The organism is Halomonas kalidii, from assembly GCF_030010475.1.
GTDB lineage: Bacteria > Pseudomonadota > Gammaproteobacteria > Pseudomonadales > Halomonadaceae > Halomonas > Halomonas heilongjiangensis.
This window is the reverse complement of sequence record NZ_JASCQN010000011.1, coordinates 38,356-54,244: the sequence shown is the minus strand read 5'-3', so window position 1 is coordinate 54,244 and position 15,889 is coordinate 38,356. Positions and strand designations below refer to the sequence as shown.

Sequence of the window (15,889 nt, the reverse complement as noted above, 5' to 3'; positions counted from 1 at the left end):
CGGGGGCCCGACTCCCGCGTTGGTGTTTCCGCGGTGTCGCTACGGAGGCGGACAGACCCATGTCCAAACGTGACTATTATGAGGTGCTGGGCGTTGAGCGCGGGGCCGACCAGAAGGACATCAAGAAGGCCTATCGGCGCCTGGCCCAGAAGTTTCACCCCGACCGCAACCCGGACGACGACACGGCGGCGGCGAAGTTCCGCGAGGTCTCGGAGGCCTACGAGGTCCTGACCGACAGCGAGAAGCGCGCCGCCTACGACCAGTTCGGCCATGCCGGTGTCGACGGCCAGGGCGGCGGCTTCGGTGCGGGTGGCTTCGGTGGCGCCGGGGCCGGGGGCTTCAGCGATATCTTCGGCGATGTCTTCGGCGACATCTTCGGCGGCGGCGGAGGCGGGCGCCGCAACCCCAACGCTCCGGCGCGCGGCAGCGACCTGCGCTACAACCTCGAGCTCGACCTCGAGAGCGCGGTGACCGGCACCACCGTGGACATCCGCGTGCCGCGCCACGTCGAGTGCGAGCGCTGCGACGGCAGCGGCGCCGAGCCGGGTTCCTCCAAGGAGACCTGCCCGACCTGCCAGGGCCATGGCCAGGTGCGCATGCAGCAGGGCTTCTTCGCCGTGCAGCAGACCTGCCCGACCTGCCACGGCAGCGGCCAGCACATCAAGGTGCCGTGCCACAAGTGCCACGGCGAGGGCCGGGTACGCGAGACCCGCACCCTGTCGGTGAAGATTCCCGCCGGGGTGGATACCGGCGACCGCATTCGCCTCAACGGCGAGGGCGAGGCCGGCATCAACGGCGGCCCGCCCGGGGATCTCTACGTGCAGGTGGCGATCAAGCCGCACCACATCTTCCAGCGCGAGGGCCGTCACCTGCAGTGCGAGGTGCCGATCAACTTCGTCGACGCCGCGCTCGGCGGCGAGCTCGAGGTGCCGACCCTCGACGGCCGGGTCAAGCTGAAGATCCCGCCCGAGACCCAGACCGGCAAGCTGTTCCGCCTGCGCGGCAAGGGCGTCAAGCCGGTGCGCGGCGGCCCCCCGGGCGACCTGCTCTGCCGGGTGGTGGTCGAGACCCCGGTCAACCTCAAGGAAGATCAGAAGGAGCTGCTGCGCCAGCTCCAGGAGAGCCTCGGCGAAGGCAACAGCCACTCGCCGAAGAAGACCAACTTCTTCGACGGCGTGAAGAAGTTCTTCGAGGACATGAAGCCGTAACCTCCCGGCTTCCGCCCGACGCGAAGGGCCCCCGGTATCGTCGGATACCGGGGGCCTTCTGTGTTCGGACTTCAGCGCTGGAGATGGTCCAGGCGCCAGGTCAGCGCCTCTCTATCGGGATGCCACTTGGTATCACGAGGCAATGCCAGTGGCTTGCCGCTCAGCTCGCAGAGCCACTGATTATCCGCCACCAGCGAGTCCACAGTGGGGCTGACGTGCCAGCGATGATCCGGGCCCGGGGCCGGCGCTCCCATTGGGGTCAGACCCTGACGAATCCCCACGTTTTTCTCGACGTTGATCGCTTGTTCGCCGAAAAAGGCGCCGAGGCTGCCCCTATGGGGTCAGACCCCAGCCAAGTCGCGTAGCCCGTCATGGTGCGTCTTGCGAGCGGTTTCGACGCCGCCGGGGTCTGACCCCATAGGGCCTCCCAGCGCTGGCAGTCTGTCACCTACCCATGTCCAACGTATTGATAATTCTGAAATGTTTCTGGGTGGCCTCGGGTCTGGCCCCAAGGGACATGCCGCCGACATCTGCCGCGAACACGTCGTTCTGCTCAAGTAGCGGTTTTGCGCCGGTGGGGCCTTCTCGTATTCCGGGGATGAAGGCTAGAGCCAGCCGGCGCGGCGGAAGCGTTGGTAAAGCAGTCCGCAGGCGCCTCCCATCATCAGCAGGGCCAGGGGGTAGCCGAGTCGCCAGTCCAGCTCCGGCATGTGGGCGAAGTTCATGCCCCAGATGCCGGCCAGGATCGTGGCCACCGCGAAGATGGCCGCCCAGGCCGCCAGCCGCTTGTGGACCTCGCCCTCGTCGATGGCCACCATCGAGAGGTTGACCTGGATCGCGGTGATGGTCATCTCGCGGATGGTGTCCACCGTCGACTCGATGCGGTGCAGGTGATCGTAGACATCGCGGAAATACTCCCGTGTCTTGCGGCACAGCGCCGGTACCCGGCCGCCGAACAGGTGCGCCGCGGCCTCGCCCAGGGGCATGGCGGCATGCTTGAGCTGCATGGTCTGGCGCTTGAGCTTGTAGAGGCGCTCCAGGCTCCGACGGGCCGAGCCCCTGACGAAAATCTCGTCCTCGATGCTCTCGAGCTCGGCCTGCAGCGCCTCGATAACCGGGAAGTAGCGGTCGACGATGGTGTCCATCAGGGCATAGAGCACGAAGGCCGGCCCATGCCGCAGCAGTTTCGGCTCGTGCTCGCAGCGCTGTCGGACTTCGGCGAAGCCCCGGCCCGGGTGCAGGCGCACCGACAGCACATAGCCCGGGCCAGCGAACACGGCCACCTGGCCGGCCTCCAGCTGGTCGTCGCGTATCGTGATCATATGCATGATCATGAACAGCGCTTCGCCGTACTCCTCGACCTTGGGGCGCTGGTGCCCGTTCAGGGCGTCCTCCACGGCCAGTTCATGCAGGTCGAACACCGTCTGGAAGGCAGCCATCTCCTCCTCGTCCGGGTTGTGCAGCGCCACCCACACGAAGCAGTCCGGCATCCCCAGGTAGTCGCCGATCTCGTGGGTCTGGATGTCCCGCACGCGGTGTCCCTTCTCGTAGGCCACGCAGTTGACGATCATTGCCGTGTCCTCCCGCTGGGTGATAGAGCCGTGTGGAAGAGCATAGACCCTGGGGGCGCTCGCCTGCGGCCCCCCTTCTGACGGTGCGGCATGCGGTGTGAGGGGGCGAAGTGCGGGCGGGGCTGGCGCCGAGTGGGCGGCTCGTCATAGGCTGAGCCTTCCAGCGACAGACGACGGGAGAGGACCATGCCGATTTCACGCGCGGAGATCGCCACCGAGTCCGGGGCGAAGCTGATCAAGCGGCTGTGCAAGCACTGGACGCACAAGCTGGAGGTGGAGCACGAGGAGGGCGAGGGCCGGGTGGCCTTCGAGGACGGCACCTGCCTGATGCAGGCCGAGGCGGACAAGCTGGTGGTGGCCATCGAGGCCCTGGACGAGGAGAGCCTGGACCGCCTGGAAGGGGTGGTGGCGAACCACCTCGAGCGCATGGCGGGCGACGAGGAACTGGTCATCGTCTGGGAAAATTGAGCGTCGCCGCACCGACACCACGTGTCGCCCACCTGGGCATGCTGCTGTGGGCGGTGCTGGTGGGGTTGTCGTTTCCCGCCGTGGGGCTGATGAGCGAGCTGCCACCGCTCTCGCTCACCGCCCTGCGCTTCGCCATCGCCTGCGCCGGGCTCTGGTGGCTGGCACGCCGCTCCCCGGCCTTCCTCCCCGGCTGGCGGGCGCTGCCGCTCTACGGCCTGATGGGGCTCTGCCTGGCGGGCTTCTTCGGCGCCATGTTCTGGGCGGCGCACCATGCCACGGCGCTCTCCATGGCCACCCTCTATGTCACCGTGCCGCTGCTGGCCTTCCTGCTGGGGCTGGGGTTCGGGGTCGAGCGCCTGGCCTGGCGGCTGCCGGCGATCCTCGGCCTGGGGGCGGCCGGGGCGCTGGGGCTGGCCTTCGCCGAGTCGTTGGGGGCGCCGGAAGGATTCGGCCTCGGCAGCGGCGAGGTGGTGTTCTTCCTCGGCTGCGTCTCCTCGGCGCTCTACCCGGTGCTCAGCAAGTGGGGGCTGGCCAGCGGCCGCCTGGACGAGTCGGCGGCGGTGCGCACCTTCTGGAGCCTGGGCCTGGGCGGGGTGTTGATCGGCCTGCTGGGCCTGGCGATCGAGCCCGTCGGGCGCCTCGCCATGATGAGCCGGCACGACCTCCTGCTGCTGGTCTACCTGGGGCTGTTCTCCAGCGCCCTGACCTTCTGGCTGATGCAGCGGGCCACCGCGGCGCTGACCCCGGGGGCGGTCACCGCCTACGGCTATCTGGTGCCCTTCGTCTCCATGCTGTTGCTGTTCATCGAATCGCCGCAGCGGATCGGCTGGGTGTGGCTGCCGGGCAGCCTGCTGGTGCTGACGGCCATCGCCCTGCTGCTGCGCAACGGCCGGCCGCCGAAGCCGTTACCCTGAGCCGTCGGGTGGCTCACTCGTCCCCGTCATCGGCCGCGGGCGGCAGGTGGGCGAAGCGGGTACGGATCTCGTCGTGGATCGCCCGGGCGTTGCCCGCGTGGCGGCGCGAGAAGTGGAAGGGGATCAGCTGATCGACGCCGGCCGCGGCGGCGATCTCGCCGCAGGCGCGGGCGGTGAGGTGACCGGTGAGTCGCGCCTGGTCGGCCTCGCGTGCCAGGAAGGGGGCCTCGCAGAACAGCACCTTGGCCCCCCGGGCCAGGGCGATCAGGCGCCGGCGGTTCTCCTTGGTGTCGCCCAGGTCGGTGGCGTAGACCAGCCGCTGGCCGGGCTCGGTGAGCAGCAGAACCTCCGCCAGTCGTGCCGCCTGCCAGTGCTCGCCGTTGGGCAGGGTGAGCCGGGCGGCACCGTCGCCGGCCAGCACATGGTGCTTGAGTTCGCCCAGCCAGGGGCCGGGTGGCCAGCCGAGGGCCTCCAGCCGTTCCTTGCGCACCTTCACCTGAAGGTCGGGCTCGAAGGCGAAGGCGAGCACCGGGGTGCCGTGATCCAGCGTTGCCGCGCGCACGCGAAAGCCGAGCTCCTCATGCAGCACGCCGTCGGTCGCCGGTCGCGGCGGCAGGGTCGTCGGCCGTTGTTCGCCGGCGGTGAGGCGGTAGCGCTCGAGCCGTTCACCGTGCAGCTCGTTGACCTCGAAGCACGGCGCCTTGTCGCCCACCCGATCCCAGAGCACGCCACGGATCTGCCCGGCCAGATGATCGGCCAGGCCCGGCGGGCCGTAGAACCGGCAGGCGGGGAAGGCGCCGATCCGCGAGCGCAGCAGCCAGGGGAAGCCGCCGATATGGTCGAAGTGGGCGTGGCTGATGAAGACGTCGGTCACCTGATGGGCGAGGCGCGCCGGCAGCCGACCGGGGTCGCCCAGGTCGAACAGCAGGCTGCGCTTCTGGTGCCTCAGGCGCAGGTGCAGCAAGGGGTCGCCGAAGACCCCATTGACCAGGGTCGCCGTCAGGGTGGTGAGCCGGATCCGGGGGCGTGGCCCCGGCCGGGTCGCCAGGGGAGTGGGGGTCTCGGTCGGCTCGGCGGCGGGCCGGGTCGGCCTCGCCGCGGTGAGATGGGGGCGGGCGGTGCCCAGTTGTCCGTCGCCGCGGCGCTGGGCGTCGCGAATCACCAGGGTGGCGGTCGGCTCGGTCAGCGGTGGCGCCCGCAGTCGCAAGGATTCTCCCTCCAGGGCGAGCACCTCGCCCAGGGCCTGGGTGCGGCCCCGGGCGTCGAGCAGCCCGACCTGCCGGCCGCACCAGGCGGCGGGGGCCGAACGCGGCGGCGGCGTGCCGATCACCGCCAGGCGTGACAGGTCGAGCGCCTGCGCGGTGGCGTCGGCGAGGTAGGCGTTCCAGGCCTCGGTGCGGCGCCGGGTGCGCAGCTGCCGCCCCGGGTGGCGGGCCTGCGGGTCCGGGGGCAGCGTCAGCCGTTCGAGGCCGAGGGCGTGGCACTCATGGCTCAGCGGGCCGGGGTTGGCATCGGCGGACAGCATCACCAGGGCGCTCACCCGCCCGGCCGCGGCGAGCGCCGGCAGCAGCTCGGCGCCGGCGGCGCCGCGTACCACGCCGGGGGCGTCCAGCAGCAGCGGGCCGTCCGGCACGAGGTCGGCCAGCCGGCGTACCGCTTCGATCAGCGGCAGGCGAAAGCGCGCCGAGTCCAGGGTGGCGAGCGCCGCCACCGCCTCGACCTGCCAGGCGTCGCCCCGCCAGGCTCCCAGGCAGACGGCGCCGGGCGGGCCGACGCCGGGCAGCCCCGGGTCGGCGCTCAGGCAGTGGCAGGCCCGGCCCTCGCCGGCCAGGCTGGCGGCCGCGGCCCGGGCCAGGGTGGTCTTGCCGCTGCCCGGGGCGCCGGTCAGCAGTACGCGTACGTGCCGCTGAAGCAGTGTCAGCAGCGGGTGATCCGGCGGCAGGCGGTCGGGGGGCGAGTGCATGGCGGTGACCCTCGCATCGATACGCCCAGTGTGGGCGATTCCTCCGCGGCTGCCCAAGCGCATCGTCGCCCTCGGGGAGGAGCGGCTCTGGTATACTGCCGCCATCTTCATGTCTTCGAGATCGCAGGAGTCCGCATGACCCGTATCGCCATCGTCGGTGTCGCCGGCCGCATGGGCCGCACCCTGGTCAATGCCGTGCAGCAGGATGCCGGGGCCACCCTGGCCGGCGGCATCGTCGAGCCGGGCAGCTCGCTCGCCGGCGCCGATATCGGCGAGCTGGCCGGCGTCGGCAGGCTGGGGGTGTCCGCGGTGGACTCGCTGGAGGCCATCGTCGACGACTTCGACGTGCTGATCGACTTCACCGCGCCGCGGGTGACGCTCGCCAACCTGGCCTTCTGTGCCGCGCACGGCAAGCGCATCGTGATCGGCACCACCGGGCTTTCCGACGACGAGCTCGCCGAGCTCGACGGCTACCGCGACAAGCTGCCCATGGTCTTCGCCCCCAATATGAGCGTGGGGGTGAATCTCACGCTGAAACTGCTGGAAACGGCGGCGAAGGCGTTGGGCGACGAGGGCTACGACATCGAGGTGATCGAGGCGCACCACCGCCACAAGGTCGACGCGCCCTCCGGCACCGCGCTGAAGATGGGCGAGGTGGTCGCCGAGAGCCTGGGGCGTACCCTCAAGGAGCACGGCGTCTTCGAGCGGGTCGGCCAGTGTGGGCCGCGCGGCGCCAAGGAGATCGGCTTCGCGACCGTCAGGGCGGGCGATATCGTCGGCGAGCACACCGTGATGTTCGCCACCGAGGGCGAGCGCATCGAGATCACCCACAAGGCGTCGAGCCGCATGACCTTCGCCAGGGGGGCGGTACGCGCGGCGCGCTGGGTGGCCGGCCAGGGCAACGGCCGCTACGCCATGCAGGACGTGCTCGGTCTGTAAACCCAAGGCCATCGCAGATAGCGGTATCTCCCGGGGCTGATCCGTCGGCAGGCCTGCGAGGAGGCGCTGTGAACCCCTCCCTGGGCGCTACCGATTCCTTCCCTGGAATCGGACCTCCTCTTCGGCCTGCCCCCGGCGCCCCTCGGGTGTCCTGCGGGGATTGCCCTGCTTGTGGGCCTGCAGGGGGGGGGGGTGGTCGTCGCGCGCCGAATCCTGTAACATCTCCAAAATTTTGGCCGGGCGCATGGGCAGGAGCCCTGAACGCGCTTGTTGCTTCGGCCCAGGCATTCCGAGCGAATGACAACAAGCGGGATGAAACCGGTCTCTATCGGGTTTCGTCCCGCTTTTTTACGGCCGCGCCCCGGCGAGTAGTATTCCTTGACGAGCATGGGAGGACGTTGCGTTGAACAGACCCGCGATACTGGCCCTGGAAGATGGCAGTGTGTTCCACGGCACGGCCATCGGTGCCGATGGACAAACGAGCGGTGAGGTGGTGTTCAATACGGCCATGACCGGCTATCAGGAAATCCTGACCGATCCCTCCTATACCCGGCAGATCGTCACCCTCACCTATCCGCATATCGGCAACACCGGGGTCAACGCCGAGGACGTCGAGTCGGGCGCCATCGCCGCCGCCGGCCTGGTGATCCGCGACCTGCCGCTGCTGGCCAGCAGCTTCCGCTCCGAGCAGTCGCTCGCCGACTACCTCACGAGCCAGAACGTGCTCGGCATCGCCGACATCGACACCCGTCGCCTGACCCGCATCCTGCGCGACAAGGGTGCCCAGAATGGCGCGATCCTGGCCGGCCCCGAGGCCGAGGGGGACGACGCCGCGGAGCGCGCCCTGGCGGCGGCTCGCGAGTTCCCGGGCCTCAAGGGCATGGACCTGGCCAAGGTGGTCTCCTGCCAGCGCGCCTATGAGTGGAGCGAGGGCGAGTGGACACTGGGCGAAGGCTATGCCGATACCACCCGGGGCACGCGTCCCTACCATGTCGTCGCCTATGACTATGGGGTGAAGCGCAACATCCTGCGCATGCTCGCCTCCCGTGGCTGCCGCCTCACCGTGGTGCCGGCCCAGACCCCGGCCGCCGAGGTGCTGGCCATGAACCCCGACGGCGTCTTCCTGGCCAACGGCCCGGGCGACCCGGAGCCCTGCGACTACGCCATCAGGGCGATCGGCGAGATCCTCGAGACCGAGCTGCCGGTATTCGGCATCTGCCTGGGCCACCAGCTGCTGGCGCTGGCCAGCGGGGCGAAGACGGTGAAGATGAAGTTCGGTCACCACGGCGCCAACCATCCGGTGCAGGATCTCGACAGCGGCCACGTGATGATCACCAGCCAGAACCATGGTTTTGCCGCCGACGAGGCGACCCTGCCGGCCAACGTGCGCGCCACCCACCGTTCGCTGTTCGACGGCTCGCTGCAGGGGATCGAGCGCACCGATCGCCCGGCCTTCAGCTTCCAGGGGCACCCGGAAGCCAGCCCGGGGCCGCGTGACGTGGCGCCGCTGTTCGACCGCTTTATCGAGATGATGAAGGCCCGTCGCTAGGCCGAGCCCCGAGAATCGTCGTCATTCGTCACCCTTATTTGCGGGAAGCATCATGCCCAAGCGTACCGACATCCAGAGCATCCTGATCATCGGCGCCGGCCCGATCGTCATCGGCCAGGCGTGCGAATTCGACTACTCCGGCGCCCAGGCCTGCAAGGCGCTGCGCGAGGAGGGCTACCGGGTCATCCTGGTCAACTCCAACCCGGCCACCATCATGACCGACCCGGTGATGGCCGACGCCACCTACATCGAGCCGATCACCTGGCAGGCGGTCGAGAAGATCATCGAGGCCGAGCGCCCCGACGCGGTACTGCCTACCATGGGCGGTCAGACCGCGCTCAACTGCGCGCTGGAGCTCGACAGGCATGGCGTGCTCGAGAAGTACGGCGTGGAGATGATCGGTGCCAACGCCGATGCCATCAACAAGGCCGAGGACCGCGACCTCTTCGACCAGGCCATGAAGCGCATCGGCCTGGAGTGCCCCAAGGCCGAGGTCGCCCACAGCATGGAGGAGGCCTGGCGCATCCAGGCATCGCTGGGCTTCCCGGTGATCATCCGCCCCTCCTACACCATGGGCGGTTCCGGCGGTGGCGTGGCCTACAACAAGGAGGAGTTCGAGGAGATCTGTAGCCGCGGCTTCGAGCTGTCGAACAACCATGAGCTGTTGATCGACGAGTCGCTGCTGGGCTGGAAAGAGTACGAGATGGAGGTCGTGCGCGACCGCAACGACAACTGCATCATCGTCTGCGCCATCGAGAACTTCGACCCCATGGGCGTGCACACCGGTGACTCCATCACCGTGGCCCCGGCCCAGACCCTGACCGACAAGGAATACCAGATCATGCGCGACGCCTCCCTGGCGGTGCTGCGCGAGATCGGTGTCGAGACCGGCGGCTCCAACGTGCAGTTCGGCATGGACCCGCAGACCGGGCGCATGGTGGTGATCGAGATGAACCCGCGGGTGTCGCGCTCCTCGGCGCTGGCCTCCAAGGCCACCGGCTTTCCGATCGCCAAGATCGCTGCCAAGCTGGCGGTGGGCTATACCCTTGACGAGCTCTCCAACGACATCACCGGCGGGCGTACGCCGGCGTCCTTCGAGCCGTCGATCGACTACGTGGTCACCAAGATCCCGCGCTTCACCTTCGAGAAGTTCCCCCAGGCCAACGACCGCCTGACCACCCAGATGAAGTCGGTGGGCGAGGTGATGGCCATCGGGCGCACCTTCCAGGAGTCGCTGCAGAAGGCGCTGCGCGGCCTGGAGACCGGTAACGACGGTCTCGACCCCAAGGTCACCGAATTTACCGCCGATGCCATGGCGCACATCAAGGGCGAGCTGCAGGCTGCCGGTGCCGAGCGCATCTTCTTCATCGCCGATGCCATGCGCGCCGGCATGACCCGGGACGAGATCTTCGCGCTGACCAATATCGACCCCTGGTTCCTGGTGCAGCTCGAGGACCTGGTGCGCATCGAGGCCGAGGTGGCCACGCGCTCGCTCTCCGAGCTTTCCGCCGGCGAGCTGTACCGGCTCAAGCGCAAGGGCTTCAGTGATGCGCGCCTGGCGAGCCTGCTCGGGGTCTCCGAGAAGGAGTTCCGCCGCACCCGCCAGAAGCTGGGCATCCGTCCGGTCTACAAGCGCGTCGACACCTGTGCCGCCGAGTTCGCCTCCGATACCGCCTACATGTACTCCACCTACGAGGAGGAGTGCGAGGCGGAGGTCTCGGCGCGCCAGAAGATCATGGTGCTGGGTGGCGGGCCGAACCGCATCGGTCAGGGCATCGAGTTCGACTACTGCTGCGTGCACGCCGCTCTCGCCATGCGCGACGACGGCTTTGAAACCATCATGGTCAACTGCAACCCGGAGACCGTCTCCACCGACTACGACACCAGCGACCGCCTCTACTTCGAGCCGGTGACCCTGGAGGACGTGCTGGAGATCGCCGACAAGGAGCAGCCGGTCGGGGTGATCGTGCAGTTCGGCGGCCAGACCCCGCTCAAGCTGGCCCGTGAGCTGGAGGCCGCCGGCGTGCCGATCATCGGCACCACCCCCGACGCCATCGACCGCGCCGAGGACCGCGAGCGCTTCCAGCAGATGATCGACAAGCTGGGCCTCAAGCAGCCGCCCAACGCCACCGCGCGCAGCTTCGAGGAGGCCTTCGCCAAGGCCGAGACGATCGGCTACCCGCTGGTGGTGCGCCCGAGCTACGTGCTCGGCGGCCGCGCCATGGAGATCGTCTACGACGCCTCGGAGCTCGAGAACTACATGACCCATGCGGTCAAGGTCTCCAACGACTCCCCGGTGCTGCTCGACCACTTCCTCAACGCCGCCATCGAGATCGACATCGATGCGGTCTCCGACGGCCACCAGGTGGTGATCGGCGGCATCATGCAGCACATCGAGCAGGCGGGCGTGCACTCCGGCGACTCCGCCTGCGCGCTGCCGCCCTATTCGCTGCCCGCCGATGTCCAGGACGAGATGCGCGACCAGGTCAAGCGCATGGCGGTGGAGCTCGGTGTGGTCGGCCTGATGAACGTGCAGCTGGCCTGGCAGGACGGCGAGATCTACGTCATCGAGGTCAACCCGCGCGCCTCGCGCACCGTGCCCTTCGTCTCCAAGTGCATCGGCACCTCGCTGGCCCAGGTCGCCGCCCGCTGCATGGCCGGCAAGACATTGGCCGAACAGGGCTTCGAGGGTGAGATCGTGCCGCACTTCTTCAGCGTCAAGGAGGCGGTCTTCCCGTTCAACAAGTTCCCCGGGGTCGACCCGATCCTGTCGCCGGAGATGAAGTCCACCGGCGAGGTGATGGGCAGCGGCGACACCTTTGCCGAGGCCTTCTACAAGGCGCAACTGGGGGCCGGCGAGGCGATTCCCGCCATCGATGGCGACCGCAAGGCGTTCCTCTCGGTGCGCGAACCCGACAAGGCGGGTGTTATCGAGGTGGCCCGTTCTCTGCTAGCATTGGGTTTCACCCTGTGTGCGACCCGTGGCACCGCCGCCGCCCTCGCGGCGGCCGGGCTCGACGTCGAGGTCGTGAACAAGGTGTTCGAGGGTCGCCCGCATATCGTCGATCTGCTCAAGAACGACGAGATTGCCTATATCGTCAATACCACCGAGGGCCGTCAGGCGATCAGTGATTCCTCGGTGATCCGTCGCACCGCGCTCGCCCGCAAGGTTCCCTACGCCACCACCCTGGCGGGGGCCAATGCCGTTTGCATGGCGCTGGAATACGGCAACGAGATCACGGTGCGCCGGCTTCAGGAACTGCATGCAGGAGCTGCACAATGAACAAGGTCCCGATGACCGTTGCCGGAGAGGCGCGCCTGCGCAAGGAACTCGAGGAGCTCAAGAGCGAGGCGCGGCCCAAGGTGATCGCCGCCATCGCCGAGGCCCGTGAGCACGGCGATCTCAAGGAGAACGCCGAGTACCATGCCGCCCGTGAGCAGCAGGGCTTCATCGAGGGGCGCATCCAGGAGATCGAGGGCAAGCTCTCCAATGCCCAGGTGATCGACGTCACCAAGCTGCCGCGTACCGGCAAGGTGATCTTCGGCGTGACCGTCGAGCTGATCAACCTCGACAGCGACGAGGAGGTGACCTACCGCATCGTCGGTGAGGACGAGGCCGACATCAAGTCGGGCCGCCTCTCGGTCACCTCGCCCATCGCCCGGGCCCTGATCGGCAAGGAGGAGGGTGACGTGGTGGCGGTCAGGACCCCCCGCGGCGACGTCGAGTACGAGATCTCCGGGGTCGAGCATCTTTGACCTTCGGTCAGCTGTAAGCCATAAGCTTTAAGTGGTAAGAAAACACCCCCAAGGCAAAGCCTTGGGGGTGTTTGGGGTTTGACTTACAGCTTACGGCTTAACGCTTACAGCTCTGAGCGGCAGCTCAGTGCCGCCCGTGGTGGCCTTCGAAGCGCTTGACGTTGGAGAGCTTCGGGTTGGCCTGGGGGTTCCTGCGATAGAGCAGCGCCATCTTGCCGATGGTCTGCACCAGTTCGGCGTGTCCGGCCGCGACCAGCTCGTCGATCATGGCGGCGCGGTCGTCGCGCTCCGGCAGGGCCAGCTTGACCTTGATCAGCTCGTGGTCGGAGAGCGCCCGGTCGAGCTCGGCCAGTACTCCCTCGGAGATGCCGTTCTCGGAGACCGTGACCACCGGGTTCAGGTGGTGGCCGATGCTGCGAAATGCTTTCTTTTGTGCCTGTGACAAGCTCATGGTATCGTGCGTCTTCCCGGTTGCGCGCTGCGCACATGGTACGGTGAAACGTCGCGCGGCGAAAGCGCGGACTCGCTCGATGCCACCCGGGCCCGCAGGTCAGGACCCCGTCGCATCTCCCGGGTCTTCCGGAATCCGCTCGACCGACCGCCTGTCTGTCATTCCCGCTTCATCACAGGTGACGCCGTGGCAACTTCCCCCTCTTCCCGCAAGGGCGCCGGCCAGGGTGCCAGAAAGCATGGCGCCAGCAAGAGCAGCGCCGGCTGGCTGAAGGAGCATTTCGACGACCGCTACGTGCAACGCAGCTGGCAGGACGGCTATCGCTCCCGGGCGAGCTACAAGCTGATGGAGCTCGACGAGAAGGACCGGCTGCTGCGCCCCGGCATGACGGTGATCGATCTCGGCGCCGCCCCCGGCGGCTGGAGCCAGGTCGCGGCGGAGCGGGTCGGGCCCGGGGGCGTGGTGATCGCCTCCGATATCCTCGAGATGGATGCCCTGGCGGATGTGGACTTCATTCAGGGCGACTTCACCGAGGAATCGGTGCTCGAGGCGATTCTCGCGGCCCTGGGGGATCGTCCGGTGGACCTTGTGATGTCCGATATGGCCCCCAATATGAGTGGTATGGCGGCGATCGACCAGCCCCAGGCGATGTACCTGGTGGAGCTGGCGCTGGACCTGGCGCGCCAGACCCTGTCGCCCGGCGGCCGTTTCCTGGCCAAGGTCTTCCAGGGCGAAGGATTCGATGAGTACCTCAAGGAGCTGCGCGGCAGCTTCGCGCGGGTGGTGACGCGCAAGCCGGAGGCTTCGCGGGCACGCTCCCGCGAAGTCTACCTGCTGGCCGAGAATTTTCGCGGCTGAGGCAGTGCCTCGGCCGCCCAGAGACGTACGCAGCGCCCCGATAGGCAGGGACTACTGGTGCCATTGCCGGACATGGCGCCTCGACTGTGCCACAGTGGAGCATGACGCAGACCGCGCGGGCCGATTCGCCCGGCGGTGGCTGAACACGGCCCGCTCATGTAGTGTCCAAGATGCCAGGCGCATCCCGGATGACAGACTTATGCAATTGAGGGTGGTCCCTTGAACGACATGGCGAAGAACCTGATCCTGTGGTTGGTCATCGCGGCAGTGCTGCTGACGGTGTTCAACAACTTCAGCGTCGACAGCGCACCGCAGACGACGAACTACTCGCAGTTCGTCCAGCAGGTGCAGAACCAGCAGGTCCGCAGCGTGACCATCGATGGCTACAAGATCACCGGTGAACGCACGGACGGCTCCCAGTTCCAGACCATCCGCCCGGCGGCGGAGGATCCCAAGCTGATGGACGACCTGCTCGCCAACAACGTCACCGTGGTCGGCAAGGAGCCCGAGCAGCAGAGCCTGTGGACGCGCCTGCTGATCGCCAGCTTCCCGATCCTGCTGATCCTCGGCATCTTCATGTTCTTCATGCGCCAGATGCAGGGCGGTGCCGGTGGCAAGGGCGGGCCGATGAGCTTCGGCAAGTCCAAGGCCAAGCTGCTCTCCCAGGACCAGATCAAGACCACCTTCTCCGACGTGGCCGGCTGCGACGAGGCCAAGGAGGAGGTCGAGGAGCTGGTCGACTTCCTGCGCGACCCGACCAAGTTCCAGCGCCTGGGCGGGACCATCCCGCGCGGTGTGCTGATGGTCGGCCCGCCGGGGACCGGCAAGACCCTGCTCGCCAAGTCCATCGCCGGCGAGGCCAAGGTGCCGTTCTTCTCGATCTCCGGCTCCGACTTCGTCGAGATGTTCGTCGGCGTGGGCGCCTCCCGCGTGCGTGACATGTTCGAGCAGGCCAAGAAGCAGGCGCCCTGCATCATCTTCATCGACGAGATCGATGCCGTGGGCCGCTCGCGTGGTGCCGGCATGGGCGGCGGCAACGACGAGCGCGAGCAGACCCTCAACCAGCTGCTGGTAGAGATGGACGGCTTCGAGGCCAACGAGGGCATCATCGTCATCGCCGCCACCAACCGCCCCGACGTGCTCGACCCGGCGCTGCTGCGCCCGGGGCGCTTCGACCGCCAGGTGGTGGTGCCGCTGCCCGACATCCGCGGGCGCGAGCATATCCTCAACGTGCACCTGCGCAAGGTACCGCTGGCCGACGACGTCAAGCCGTCGCTGATCGCCCGCGGCACCCCGGGCTTCTCCGGCGCCGACCTGGCCAACCTGGTCAACGAGGCCGCGCTGTTCGCCGCGCGTCGCAACAAGCGCCTGGTGGGCATGGACGAGCTCGAGCTGGCCAAGGACAAGATCATGATGGGCGCCGAGCGCCGCTCCATGGTCATGACCGAGAAGGAGAAGCTCAACACCGCCTACCACGAGTCGGGCCACGCCATCATCGGCCTGGTGATGCCGGAGCACGACCCGGTCTACAAGGTCACCATCATCCCGCGCGGCCGTGCGCTGGGCGTGACCATGTTCCTGCCCGAGGCGGACCGCTACAGCCTGTCGCGCCAGCAGATCCTCAGCCAGATCTGCTCGCTGTTCGGCGGCCGCATCGCCGAGGAGATGACCCTGGGGCCCAACGGGGTGACCACGGGCGCCTCGAACGACATCAAGCGCGCCACCGAACTGGCCCACAACATGGTCGCCAAGTGGGGGCTCTCCGAGGAGATGGGGCCGATCATGTACGACGAGGACGAGTCCCACCAGTTCCTCGGCGGCCCCGGCCAGGGCGGCAAGCTCAAGTCCGGCGAGACCACTTCCAAGCTCGACAAGGAGGTGCGCAAGATCATCGACGACTGCTATGCCCAGGCCAAGCAGATCCTCGAGGACAATCGCGACAAGCTGGATGCCATGGCCGAGGCGTTGATGATGTACGAGACCATCGACGCCACCCAGCTCAAGGACATCATGGAAGGTCGCGACCCGCGTCCCCCCGAGGGCTGGGACGATCCGGGCAGCGGCGCCCCCTCGGCCGGCGGGCCCGGTGCCGAGGCCACGCCGGAGCAGGTCGATGACGGTGACGAGGAGGACGACGCGCCTCGCCGCCGGCCCTCCGACCCCCTGGGCGGGCCGGCCGGCACCTGAGGCCCTCGCTTCGACTGGCAGGCGC

At 68.1% G+C, this 15,889-nt stretch carries 12 protein-coding genes; 9 read left to right on the top strand and 3 right to left on the bottom strand.

The window, feature by feature from the left end:
• Positions 1–59 precede the first annotated feature (59 nt).
• On the top strand, positions 60–1,208 hold the full coding sequence (gene dnaJ / locus QLQ85_RS02140; RefSeq protein ID WP_282737477.1) for a molecular chaperone DnaJ: 1,149 nt from the start codon (positions 60–62) through the stop codon (positions 1,206–1,208).
• Between the two features lie 605 nt (positions 1,209–1,813).
• On the opposite strand, the gene corA is transcribed toward dnaJ, so the two are convergent.
• Positions 1,814–2,779 carry a magnesium/cobalt transporter CorA gene (gene corA / locus QLQ85_RS02135; protein WP_282737476.1) on the bottom strand — a complete coding sequence of 322 codons (966 nt, stop codon included), beginning with the start codon at positions 2,777–2,779 and terminating at the stop codon, positions 1,814–1,816.
• Between the two features lie 186 nt (positions 2,780–2,965).
• Here corA and QLQ85_RS02130 point away from each other — a divergent pair, with 186 nt between their 5' ends.
• Complete coding sequence (locus tag QLQ85_RS02130; RefSeq protein WP_282737475.1) at positions 2,966–3,247, top strand: DUF2218 domain-containing protein; 282 nt, start codon at positions 2,966–2,968, stop codon at positions 3,245–3,247.
• The gene (locus tag QLQ85_RS02125; RefSeq protein ID WP_282737474.1) at positions 3,244–4,161 is read left to right on the top strand and encodes an EamA family transporter; all 918 of its coding nucleotides are present in this window, start codon (positions 3,244–3,246) and stop codon (positions 4,159–4,161) included. The genes QLQ85_RS02130 and QLQ85_RS02125 overlap by 4 nt, the downstream gene beginning before the upstream one ends.
• A 13-nt stretch (positions 4,162–4,174) precedes the next feature.
• On the opposite strand, the gene QLQ85_RS02120 is transcribed toward QLQ85_RS02125, so the two are convergent.
• Positions 4,175–6,124, bottom strand: a complete 1,950-nt coding sequence (locus QLQ85_RS02120; protein ID WP_282737473.1) for a Clp1/GlmU family protein — start codon at positions 6,122–6,124, stop codon at positions 4,175–4,177.
• Between the two features lie 135 nt (positions 6,125–6,259).
• Between QLQ85_RS02120 and dapB the strand changes: the two genes are divergently transcribed.
• From dapB to greA, 4 genes are all read left to right on the top strand, one after another.
• Positions 6,260–7,063 (top strand): 4-hydroxy-tetrahydrodipicolinate reductase, encoded by an 804-nt coding sequence (dapB, locus tag QLQ85_RS02115; protein WP_282737472.1) that lies wholly within the window; start codon positions 6,260–6,262, stop codon positions 7,061–7,063.
• Between the two features lie 403 nt (positions 7,064–7,466).
• Positions 7,467–8,612 carry a glutamine-hydrolyzing carbamoyl-phosphate synthase small subunit gene (gene carA / locus QLQ85_RS02110; protein WP_282720822.1) on the top strand — a complete coding sequence of 382 codons (1,146 nt, stop codon included), beginning with the start codon at positions 7,467–7,469 and terminating at the stop codon, positions 8,610–8,612.
• A 52-nt stretch (positions 8,613–8,664) separates the two neighbouring features.
• On the top strand, positions 8,665–11,895 hold the full coding sequence (gene carB, locus QLQ85_RS02105) for a carbamoyl-phosphate synthase large subunit (protein WP_282737471.1): 3,231 nt from the start codon (positions 8,665–8,667) through the stop codon (positions 11,893–11,895).
• Positions 11,892–12,368 (top strand): transcription elongation factor GreA, encoded by a 477-nt coding sequence (gene greA / locus QLQ85_RS02100; protein WP_282737470.1) that lies wholly within the window; start codon positions 11,892–11,894, stop codon positions 12,366–12,368. The genes carB and greA overlap by 4 nt, the downstream gene beginning before the upstream one ends.
• Positions 12,369–12,492: 124 nt before the next feature.
• On the opposite strand, the gene yhbY is transcribed toward greA, so the two are convergent.
• Positions 12,493–12,819, bottom strand: a complete 327-nt coding sequence (yhbY, locus tag QLQ85_RS02095; RefSeq protein WP_102629256.1) for a ribosome assembly RNA-binding protein YhbY — start codon at positions 12,817–12,819, stop codon at positions 12,493–12,495.
• 186 nt (positions 12,820–13,005) lie between these two features.
• Here yhbY and rlmE point away from each other — a divergent pair, with 186 nt between their 5' ends.
• On the top strand, positions 13,006–13,677 hold the full coding sequence (gene rlmE, locus QLQ85_RS02090) for a 23S rRNA (uridine(2552)-2'-O)-methyltransferase RlmE (RefSeq protein ID WP_282737469.1): 672 nt from the start codon (positions 13,006–13,008) through the stop codon (positions 13,675–13,677).
• A gap of 219 nt (positions 13,678–13,896) precedes the next feature.
• Positions 13,897–15,864 (top strand): ATP-dependent zinc metalloprotease FtsH, encoded by a 1,968-nt coding sequence (gene ftsH / locus QLQ85_RS02085; protein ID WP_282737468.1) that lies wholly within the window; start codon positions 13,897–13,899, stop codon positions 15,862–15,864.
• The last annotated feature ends 25 nt before the right edge of the window (positions 15,865–15,889 follow it).